Origin of the sequence: Fulvivirga marina (genome assembly GCF_016775155.1) — a bacterium.
Lineage (GTDB): Bacteria > Bacteroidota > Bacteroidia > Cytophagales > Cyclobacteriaceae > Fulvivirga > Fulvivirga marina.
The window spans coordinates 1-10347 of record NZ_JAEUGD010000046.1 but is presented as its reverse complement, the minus strand read 5'-3'; the positions used below and the strand labels follow the sequence as shown (position 1 = coordinate 10347).

The following is a 10347-nucleotide window of genomic DNA, read 5'->3' as shown; positions in this document are numbered from 1 at the left end:
GAAGTAAAGGCAAAGTCCATATTACGCGCCCAGCTCCGCAGGCTTTCCAGGGCCAAACAGAAAGGTTTACAAAAAGAGGCGTTGAGCCTGAGGCTTTTCAAGGATTGTGAACAGCAGATTGCCAAACTCAATCACCCCGGGCTACTGCATGAATTTTATGCTGCCGTCATCAAGCCCGAACTACTTAAAAATAAATAATCAATTACATAAATCTTAAAACTATGAAAACAGAGAAACCCACAATCCGGGAGAAGTTGCAGGGCTACATGGAGAAACTCACTGTTGACCCGTTTGGAATCGAAACGCAGGTAAACGAGAACATAACACGCTTCTTTGAGGATCAAGCGGCCCGGACAGGCACTACCCGCGATGACCATTTTTTAGTAATTAAAAAACAGGAACAACTAAAATCATGGATAGTTGAAAAACGGAAGGTTCTCCCTCTCTCAGTTAATTCGCTGGTGAAGTGCTTTGCAGGGAGTTTTTATACTCCCAGCCTTGAAACAAAGATGATTACGGGTATCGCAGGTTACATCAGCTCATTTGCAGCCCAGAATGGTGTGGCAGAAGATCAGCTAAAGTTCATCATCAGTCTGGGGAGATCAACCCCGGTACTTCATGCCTTTCAGGGAGACTTTCTTATCAGGCCGATTGCACTTCCGGAACTCATAAAATATTTGCGATGAACAGGAAGATAGAAAAAGTGCCGCCTGGTGGATGGAAACTAATCAAACACTCTCTCAGCAAGATGATCGTCTGGTTCGCAGATCATAACGTCCGGACCATGTATTCTATCGACTGGCGGAGCCGCTATTCAAAGTTCAGAAATAGGGAAACAGGGCTAAAGCGGCTACGAAAAAAGGTTGACATCTACGGAGAGCAGGCATCTACAGTAGAAATATATGACAAAGCCACAGGGCAATTGATTGAAAAATATATCAGAGGAGAAAAAAAAGAAATATAACACTATGCGAGAAGTAAAAGCACTATATAGAAAATTAACAGCACCTCTTTCTTTTACGGAGAAATACCCTGAATGCAAGCGGGATAATAAAATCCATGTTTTGTTTGTCGGGCCATGCCTGTGCGGTTCAGGCTACTACCGGATGATCCTGCCTGCTCTGGAGCTGAACCGGACACGCACCCATTCAGCTATTGTTACCGAAATCCTAAAATGGAATTTCAATAAATCATTCGACGATTATAACCATATCATTGATGCAAGGCTCATCCTGTGGGCAGATTACGTGGTCTTGCCAGCCATCCTTACTGATGCCGGTTATTTTATAGACGGCATGAAACGGGTGAAAAGCAATATAAGGTTCATCATGGATATGGACATGAACTATCATGAGATCCCCGAAGGTAACGCTGAATCGAAAAGAATTACCGATGTCCATAGGCAGGCTTTGACAGGCAATTTATTAAAAATCGACCTGGTCACTTCTCCTAATAAATGCCTTCTGGGGTATTATAAGAAAATGCTACAGGAAACCGGTAGAGAAAATTTGCCTTATTTCCTTTACCTTCCCAATGTACTCTCTCCTTACACTTACCAGGAAGTGCCTTTGGAACGAGAACACGAAAACGAAGCAACCCATATACTTTTGACGGGTAGCGGCAACCATTATGCAGATTTCGAAAGTATTATTGTAGTACTGAAAAGTCTCCGGGAGGCCTATGGAAGCACACTTCGGATTACATTTTTCGGTTGGGATGGCAAAAAACCTTCAGGGGATAACCTGCTCGCCGGAATAACCTGCAACTTTGAACGTTCTGTTAGCTTTACAGAATATTTTAACAAGCTTCACTATCTCGACATAGATATTATACTCTTACCTTCCCTGGATATAACTTTCAATGTTTGTGGCAAATCGACGATTAAATATCTTGAGGCCGCTGCTTTGGGCGTTCCTGTGGTGGCCAGCAATAACGGGCTGTACAATGATGTAATTGAGGATGGGCATACCGGGTTCCTGGCTACAACTCATGAGGAATGGAAGGAAAAAATTATTGCTTTGATTGAAGATGGGCATTTAAGAAAAAAAATAGGTTCGGCCGCACAGGAAAATGCCTGGAAGAGCCACAGTTTCACAAAAGTATTTTCAAAGACTTTCGAAAGGGTATTTATTTAGGCAACTATGACAGTAGATTGAAATTTTAGAGGTTCCAAGGTTAAAGGCGACCTATGTATGGTTTCTTCAAAACTCCATTCGCATGGAGCGGGCTATATGTGTTAATGCTCATATAGTGCCTTCGGATATTAACCTGGTCAGTGACTATGACCGCTCACTGGCTTATCTTTTAAGAACTATGAGGTCACTGATGAATGACAAATTGATCATTGAACAAATAGATTAGCTGTACGAAAGGCTAAAATCAACAATAGGTAAGGAAGGTATTCTGAGAGAAAGCCATGAACTGCTTATAATTGAGGAAGCCATGAATAACTAATAAAGCTATTAGACCATGTACCTGCCCTACGACGGCAGGTACATGGTCCAAACCATTTTCAGATTACTAAATTTTGGATATTCCCTTATTCTCCTTCGTCACTCTTCCTGTTTGGCAAGTAATTTGACGAAATCAATAACGTTTGCACTTGCACCTATGGTTATGGCTTTCCTATCACCAAAATCGACTCCTATCAAAAGTGTTTCTGCTATCATTATACCGACTCCTAAACTTGATTTAATATCAACTCCATCATTGTCTTCAACGAAATTTGCGTATACTCCTGCACCGAGTAATCGCCTTTTCATTGACATATTTGAGTTAAACTGAAATTGATAAAATAACCCGACATTAATTCCTTTAAGGATATTAAAGCGATCCACCTTTTGTAGGGAGGTATCCTGTTCATGCCTCGCATCAAAATCCTTGTTGGGATCGCTAAGCATATAACTAACTCCACTTAAGCCAATGTCCAATGAAAGGCTTTCCCAAAAATTTCTTTTTAAATAACCATTGTAGGTCTTACTCTGACCATCAAGCCCTGCTACTTCTAAGTAGAATCGGTCACCCCCTTTAAAGGTGTTTAGTACAAACTCTGATTTCCTACTTTCGGTAAATGTCAGCTTTTTTTCTTTGAGGTCATTTCCGTCAATGTCCTTTAGCTTTAGTGTTAAGACTTGTGGATTCTCATGTTTAACTAGATTAGAATTCTGGTCTATTTGAAACATTCTTTTATTCTTGGCTAAAATCAAATACTCTAAACCTTTGCTGCTATAGACCTCGGTTTCCTTAAATGAGATATACTTATCAGGTGATAACCATTTTTGAAAATCAACTTTCGTTTCATCAGCAATTTGACTTGCAATTTGAGTATTAATTATAACGTCATCCTCCGTAAAATTTGAATTGATCTTTATCTTACCAATACCATCGCTAATATCTCTATCTAAAATCTCGACGCCCTTTTGATCATTAACTATTAGGGCATTAGGACTTGCCTTATCGTACTTTAAAACATATTCTACATTCGTTTGAAAATAGCCTTGTCTGTTAGTCCATTCTGGAACGGGGTAAATATTTTCTATTTGCCCACTCCATGTTCTATCCCCATGTCTGAGTTCAAAAGATATTGAAGCACCGGCTATTCTTTCCGGAACATTTACTCGTGCAACTAACTTGCTTGACGAGGGGTTACCAGCTGGACTTATTTCACAAGAAACAGGTGTTCCTTCCATAGTCAAGCGATAGCTAGTCAAGTCTACGCTCTCAAAGTCATTCCGAGTGGCAGTTAATATTATCTCCCCTTCTTGTCCTTGCACCAAAGGGTATAATGAGTTCCTTGGTTGAATAGTTGCTGTATTTTGAGAAGGCTCAATATTAACGATTTGCTTATCGCTAGTTTTATCATCACCGTTTTGAATATATACCTTAAACCTGCTATTATTTACATTTGTTGGTAAAGCAATGCTAATGGTGGTTTCTAATGTTCCGTTTTTTCTTATTGCATCAAAGCCGCTGGGCTTAGTTTCTACATAACAAGGCTCGCCGTCAATACACTCAGTGAATATTTTTGCATTGGGAGAAGTGTGAAAAGAAGTAAACCTCAATGGTACTGTTGATGTTCTTGTATAGTAATGTATAGAATTAACAGGTGGAATAATTTCCGGAGATGAGCCTTCTATCCTTACATCTACCTCTATTCTATTCCAATCACCAAATTGGTCTTTAATTACAATTTTACGGTTTCCAAGTTCTACCTCAGATAACCTTTCCTGAGGGATCTCCAGTTTGGCCGTTAGTCTTTTATCAGTCTCAATTCTTACATTTTTTAGAGCAAATTCTTGTAAAGATATTTCTGGTTCTACTAAAAATCCATGCCCCGAAATAACCATCTCTGCATTCAAAGGTGACCGATAATCAAACATTATTTTATTTTCAAACTCGCGATTGTCAATTAGAACTTTTATACTGGAAACAGTAGGTCTCTTCGTTTTAAATCGAACAGTTAGAATATGGTCAACTTCCCCGTCGCTTTTTAGAATTTGTATCTCATACTTTCTAATATGAAATTCACTAGTCTTTTGGAAGAATACTATTCCAGAAGTCGGAATTGCATTATCGTGAATGGGGCTATTATCGCCCGTAATTGTAATAGGTTCAAGATGTGAAGGCTCGATCTGTCCGAGTTTGAGCTGTCCACCAGTATAGTTTTCTTTTAAATTTCGTTTTAAGTCAATTGGTAAAAATTCCAGTGTCAGATCAACATCAACAGAGATTTCATACGAATCATCTGCAAAGCATGGAGAATACACTAAATAGACTACACTAAGTAGAATAAGCCGAACTAGGAAGACAAGGTTTTTCATAATGATAGAGGTTTGGTTTAACAATTAAATTTCAAAATCTATGAAGTAGTAGCCTGCCTAAACTATGGTACTGGTGTTCTGTTAATTGTAGCACAACTCACTATCAATGCCACCAATAATATCAAATAACCAGGGTTACGGGCTTTCATAATCAAATTATTTAGATTGAGTTAACTAAAAGTAACCTTAGCCCACACTTCAATCAGCTCCATATTCAAATTTCAACTAACTTAAATCTAATTTCAACGTGGTTTTTAACGTTTCTGCGAGGTGATTTTTCACGGTATAAAATGGAAAATACCCGTAAATGCACAGGCCAGTTTACTTTGTATGATATTTTGTCGTACTTCCTATCATAAACATTTCTAATAACTAATCACGCGTCAATTATGGCTACAGAAAAACTTCATTTAACAGGATGGGAATACCATCCAACAGGCCCCCAGTCTCCTTGGAACGAAAAGAAGGAATTACAATTTGACTATGATAATTTTAAAGATCCAGCACCTGGCAGAGTCATTAGTTTAAAGGCCGCCACGAAAATGGTTCATACCCATTGGAAAGAGCAACTGGATGAAATTGATAGTCCTGAGAAAGAGCAAGAAATCAATAAGAGAACCGCAGCCATCACCTTTAGTAAGCGAACATTATTGTTGCTACTCTCCCAGGAGAATTGTGAGGGCATCCGTTTTTATATTTGCAAGAGTCCGAAGCCTGGAAATCATTTAAATTTAAAGACTTCTCTTGTATTAGTGGGAATTGGTAAAAATAATCAAGATTTGGGTGTTGATGGAAATGACAAATCCATATTTAGACCATACAGGTCAGCAGATGACAGTTCAAACCCAACAATTTTAATAGAAGTTGGGGGTCATGATACCTTAAAAGAAATGAGGCAAAACCTTAAGATAGATTTTGACAGTTTATTTAAATAACGACAAAGTCAGGAGTGTACCTACTCCTGACTCTATTTCTCCATATGATGCAATTAATCTATTTAGCTTTATTGGCCACAGCCTTTGGTGTCAGCCTGACAGCATATAAACATGACCGAACTTTATTGATTTTAACCTACCTGTTAGCCTTGGGATTGCTAACCGAAATCATCTTTAACTCACTCTACTACTCGACCGGAAAAGATTATTTCCTCGTATATCAAATATATATACCCTTTGAATATTATTTGATCTCCTATTTTTTTTACATCTCTAATTCCAAGAAAATAATTAAAAAACTTATCCTTTTTTCAGTTCCTTTTTTTACCATAATTCTGTTAGTTCTCTATACTCAATTGTATGTGGTTAGCGATTACCCTGGATGGGTATATAACTTAGGAGGATTTTTGATTATACTTTGGTGTATCTTAACCTTATTAAACATTGATCCGGATGAAGACCTCCCTATTACACGTATTCCAATATTTTGGATCAGCATAGGTATGGTTATCTTCTACTCTGGGATATTCTGTTTTAATGGGGTGTACAACTATCTAATTCAAAATCATTACCAGTTAAGTGATGACTTACTTGTTATTATTAACAAGATATTTAACTACATCCTCTACACCTGTTTTATAATCGGTTTCATATGTTCAAAACACAGGAAGAAATATTCTTTGCAGTAGTGCTAAGTACGTTATTGCTGCTTTTTTTTGGTGTCATAGTCATTATAGCGGTTATGAAATACCAGAACAGAAGGCGGAAACATTTACTTGAAGTCAATACACTAAAGGTGCTTTATGAAAAGGAATTGCTTAAGACACAACTTGAGGTTAGAGAGCAAACATTAACAAACATGTCGCAGGAAATTCATGACAATATTGGTCAGGTGTTGGCATTGGCTAAGCTAAATCTTAGTAAGATTCTTCTGGGTGAAAACGTTTCAAATGCAGATCGATTGGAAGCAACTAAATCACTGGTTAGCAAGGCCATTCAGGATTTGAGAAATCTTTCTAAAACGATGAATAGTCATTACATAAACACCTATAATCTCTCAGAGTTAATAAGGAATGACATTGACCAGATCAATAAAACCAGTGAATTTAAAACAGCATATCAAATTGATGGTAAAGAAGTACGTATTGACCCGCACCAGCAATTAATCATCTATAGAATTATTCAGGAGTCCCTTAATAATATTATTAAGCATTCTCACGGAAATGAAATACATATTTTCTTATATTTTGAGCAGGAATTTCTACAAGTTACTATTCGAGATAATGGAATTGGTTTTGACTTAGAAAGTCAGTCAAAAGCGACTAACTTCGGTCACGGGACAGGTCTGATTAATATGCAAAACCGTGCAAAACTGATTGGAGCACATTTTGAAATCAAGAGTAACCCAAACAAAGGAACTTCTGTAGAATTGAAATTACCCTTAGTATAATTCTTATGCATAATTCAATAAAAGTTTGCCTTGTAGATGATCATAAGCTGCTGAGAAAAGGCATGGTTGAACTTATTGATGGTTTTCATACCTATACAGTTGTCGGCGAGGCTGATAATGGTATGGACCTACAGAGCAAAATTCAGGTTATTGAGGAACCTGATATATTGCTGTTGGACATCAATATGCCGGAAATGGATGGATATGAAACCGCTCTTTGGGTAAGGGTAAAGTATCCTCAAGTTAGAATTTTGGCTTTGTCTATGTATGATGATGAAAAGTCAATAATTAAAATGATCAAAGCCGGGGCAAGAGGTTATGTATTAAAGGATGCAGAACCGACAGAACTCAAAAAAGCATTTGAAGATATTATCGAAAAAGGATTCTACTATTCTGATTTGGTCAGTCATACTTTAGTGAAAAATCTTGAGTCACCATCTAATGAAAACCCTGCTTCAAGTAATTTAAATGATCGTGAAATTGAGTTCATTAAACTTGCCTGCACAGAGCTTACCTATAAAGAAATTGCTGACAAAATGTGCTTGGCCCCAAGGACAATAGATGGATATCGGGCCTCACTTTTTGAAAAACTTCAGGTCAGAAGCAGAGTGGGGCTGGTTATGTATGCTGTTAAATCGAAGATTGTTAAGCCTGAATAGCGATAGCAAAAACGATCCTTGTATGAATTTTATGTGATCTCAATTTTGAGATAGAAGCCCACCATAGCTCTTATTTTCATCATCTTTTGTCCAAAAAATAGTTCTACTTCCTTTTTCTAGGATATTTTGCTTTGTCTTCTGTAATGAGTAACATGCGGTGACCACTCTTTCAGGAATCATATTTGCTCCTATAGATATTGCCTAAGTTGACCTAAACCTATTCTTTTCTAAAGTATCATGATAAAAGGTAGGAAGATATAACCGAGCAAAACGGTCTAACCCGAAAAGAGGTGTAGGATATTCTAAATAGTCTGCCAGACCAATCTAAAAACGGAAGTAATCAATTTTAGCCCCTGTTAGAATCGTCCCGTGCATACATTATATAACAGCAGCCTGCATAAGCTCATTTTCAACGCTAAGTATGCTACAACACATATACAGGCAATAAATAAAATATATATAAATCTGTTTTACAGATAGTTACACCTATTATTGACGCACACTACAGTTTTGTAAAAAACTCTAAATCAGATGCCTAGAAATAAATATTAGCCCGAAAACAGCTTCGTCATGGCAATAGCTCATGGAATCGATAAAACTGTTCCCGATATGCAAAACATACCCCTGTACCCTATTGCTTTATGCCCAAAACCAGGTGGCACTGATGTCAAAATCTTTGTGTGTAGGTACTTTTAAGTTAAAATAGTATGCTGCAGATGATTTTTACCTTAGCCATCTTTCGGTCGGTTACAACGGGTTTTGTCGGCTTAGAACAGTTATATCTATCTATTTATCAGATGTTACAGTTTATGGGCAGTTAGGTGTGTATTTTAAATGTATCTTTATAAGACATTTAACGATATACCAGCGTTACGACATACAATAGTTAGTCTTATTCAGCACCCCAAAGAGGTCATGCACCAGAGAAACCGTTAAAAAACATGTCCTGCATACTATGACTTTGGCTTAGAGAAACTCAGAAAATGATGTTGCGCACTGGCATTTTAAACTGCTTTTCTCAGATGCAGAACATTTTTCACAACAAAAGTTACACCCCCTGCTAGGCAAATAAATAATTTTCAAATATCTGAAATATAGATATTTACAAATTAAATTTTTCCAAGGAGATAAAATTTTTGTACCGGTTGCTCAATTTAGCCCTATTGAAGATTAGCAATGGAATTCTATATTTACAGCAGACAATTCAACGGGACTTTCAAACCGGCCATTCCTTCAAAGTCGAATGCCAGCCCTGCTTTCAAAATCTCAGAGTAAAAGAAAGTAACCGTTAACCAGCCTGAACAATATGGACAGGCCCAGCCGCCTTTCAATAAGGCGTTGATATACCCTTAAGAGTTAACAGTTATGATGAAAGGAAATGCTTCCTTTAAGCTTCGCTATGAAGCGTCGGAGGAGAACATTGACCACAAGCAGTTCAGCTATGTCACCTTCATATTTAGAAAGGATAAAGGAGACAAAGGTCGTGAGAGCTATGTTGTGTTTGAACCATCAGCGCCCAAAGCCAGGGCGATAGCCGATTATTTTGGCAGAAAGCGTTATGGTGACACTTTCATTGAGAGCCTGGTAACTCCAAAGAATTATCAGAAAAAGGCCAGGGTATTATTTGAAGAAGGCAAAGTGATCACAGCAGCCGACCTGACGAGCGAGGATGCTGAGAAAACCGAAGCCATCAAAAAAATGCTCCATAACGAACATGGAGTTTACATGCGTGAAGATGCCGGTGATAACCTGGAGGAACTGATCATCCCCATTCCGGCAAAAGCAAAATACAAAGCATCGATTGACCTGGTCAAACGGGAAGACGGGAGTTACAGCTACGGGCTAAGCCACACCAAGGCTTTTGGTGATTATTCAGGAAGATCTTATGCCCCCAGCATAAACAGCCCCGTGTACCCTGACCGAAAATCAGCCCTACAGTCTGCGTTAGGGAAACTGAAAAGTTTTCTTAACAAAGAAAGAAATGCCAACGATGCCAGCCCTACACAAAACAAAATGACGGGCGTGGCATTGTCGGCTGTTGTTGAATTTGCTAACGGTGAAGGCATTGAACTCACTGGTAGTAATGTAGAACCAATAGAAATTAAACCCTATGAAACAGAGACCACCACCATTGACGACAAATTAGATGAGCCTACAGAATCGGAAAGCATAAAACCGTTGATTGGAACTGAAGAGGCAGTTTCAGAAACGACCGCGACTACACCAGAGAAACCCGCTCCTTCTAAAATTATTGTAACCCCGAGGGAAACTACCTCTCCCGAACCCGAGCAATCTGACGATGATCCCGAGATCGTTGCAGACTTTCTTGAGGAACTCTTCAACCAGTTACAAGAAGGCCAGCAATACCATTTGCTGCCGTTTGCCTTAACGACCATGGGCAAACCGGAAGTGTGCAAGGTTTTGGCTGCGCGTGATATCAAAGACCTCAGTATTTTGATAGCTTCAAAGGATTTCAGGGAGAA

At 38.4% G+C, this 10347-nt stretch carries 10 protein-coding genes; 9 read left to right on the top strand and 1 reads right to left on the bottom strand.

Annotated elements, in window-relative coordinates:
* From JMN32_RS27355 to JMN32_RS14910, 5 genes are all read left to right on the top strand, one after another.
* The coding region (locus JMN32_RS27355; protein ID WP_238354489.1) for a hypothetical protein at nucleotides 1–198 on the top strand (198 nt) is incomplete at its 5' end.
* A gap of 23 nt (nucleotides 199–221) precedes the next feature.
* Nucleotides 222–686, top strand: coding sequence for a hypothetical protein (locus JMN32_RS14925; protein ID WP_202857151.1), 465 nt, complete (start codon nucleotides 222–224; stop codon nucleotides 684–686).
* Nucleotides 683–964, top strand: coding sequence for a hypothetical protein (locus tag JMN32_RS14920; protein WP_202857150.1), 282 nt, complete (start codon nucleotides 683–685; stop codon nucleotides 962–964). The genes JMN32_RS14925 and JMN32_RS14920 overlap by 4 nt, the downstream gene beginning before the upstream one ends.
* A 4-nt stretch (nucleotides 965–968) precedes the next feature.
* Nucleotides 969–2135, top strand: a complete 1167-nt coding sequence (locus JMN32_RS14915; protein WP_202857149.1) for a glycosyltransferase — start codon at nucleotides 969–971, stop codon at nucleotides 2133–2135.
* Between the two features lie 82 nt (nucleotides 2136–2217).
* A complete protein-coding gene (locus JMN32_RS14910; RefSeq protein WP_202857148.1) occupies nucleotides 2218–2361 on the top strand; it encodes a hypothetical protein in 144 nt (47 codons plus the stop codon).
* Between the two features lie 191 nt (nucleotides 2362–2552).
* Here JMN32_RS14910 and JMN32_RS14905 read toward each other — a convergent pair whose 3' ends face one another.
* Nucleotides 2553–4820 carry a hypothetical protein gene (locus JMN32_RS14905; RefSeq protein WP_202857147.1) on the bottom strand — a complete coding sequence of 756 codons (2268 nt, stop codon included), beginning with the start codon at nucleotides 4818–4820 and terminating at the stop codon, nucleotides 2553–2555.
* A gap of 389 nt (nucleotides 4821–5209) precedes the next feature.
* On the opposite strand from JMN32_RS14905, the gene JMN32_RS14900 reads away from it, so the two are divergent.
* The 4 genes from JMN32_RS14900 to JMN32_RS14885 form a co-directional block, all read left to right on the top strand.
* A complete protein-coding gene (locus tag JMN32_RS14900; RefSeq protein ID WP_202857146.1) occupies nucleotides 5210–5755 on the top strand; it encodes a hypothetical protein in 546 nt (181 codons plus the stop codon).
* Nucleotides 5756–6407: 652 nt separating this feature from the next.
* Nucleotides 6408–7205: a sensor histidine kinase gene (locus tag JMN32_RS14895; RefSeq protein WP_202857145.1), complete on the top strand. Its 798-nt coding sequence runs from the start codon at nucleotides 6408–6410 to the stop codon at nucleotides 7203–7205.
* Nucleotides 7206–7210: 5 nt separating this feature from the next.
* Nucleotides 7211–7864: a response regulator transcription factor gene (locus tag JMN32_RS14890; protein ID WP_202857144.1), complete on the top strand. Its 654-nt coding sequence runs from the start codon at nucleotides 7211–7213 to the stop codon at nucleotides 7862–7864.
* A gap of 1365 nt (nucleotides 7865–9229) precedes the next feature.
* The coding region (locus JMN32_RS14885; protein WP_202857143.1) for a hypothetical protein at nucleotides 9230–10347 on the top strand (1118 nt) is incomplete at its 3' end.

What these genes read in the sequence shown, in the direction of transcription:
- JMN32_RS14920 (WP_202857150.1), top strand. Translation starts at nt 683, where the DNA reads ATGAACAGGAAGATAGAAAAAGTGCCGCCTGGTGGATGGAAACTAATC.
- JMN32_RS14915 (WP_202857149.1), top strand. Translation starts at nt 969, where the DNA reads ATGCGAGAAGTAAAAGCACTATATAGAAAATTAACAGCACCTCTTTCT.
- JMN32_RS14905 (WP_202857147.1), bottom strand. Translation starts at nt 4,820, where the DNA reads ATGAAAAACCTTGTCTTCCTAGTTCGGCTTATTCTACTTAGTGTAGTC.
- JMN32_RS14910 (WP_202857148.1), top strand. Translation starts at nt 2,218, where the DNA reads ATGGAGCGGGCTATATGTGTTAATGCTCATATAGTGCCTTCGGATATT.
- JMN32_RS14895 (WP_202857145.1), top strand. Translation starts at nt 6,408, where the DNA reads ATGTTCAAAACACAGGAAGAAATATTCTTTGCAGTAGTGCTAAGTACG.
- JMN32_RS14900 (WP_202857146.1), top strand. Translation starts at nt 5,210, where the DNA reads ATGGCTACAGAAAAACTTCATTTAACAGGATGGGAATACCATCCAACA.
- JMN32_RS14890 (WP_202857144.1), top strand. Translation starts at nt 7,211, where the DNA reads ATGCATAATTCAATAAAAGTTTGCCTTGTAGATGATCATAAGCTGCTG.
- JMN32_RS14925 (WP_202857151.1), top strand. Translation starts at nt 222, where the DNA reads ATGAAAACAGAGAAACCCACAATCCGGGAGAAGTTGCAGGGCTACATG.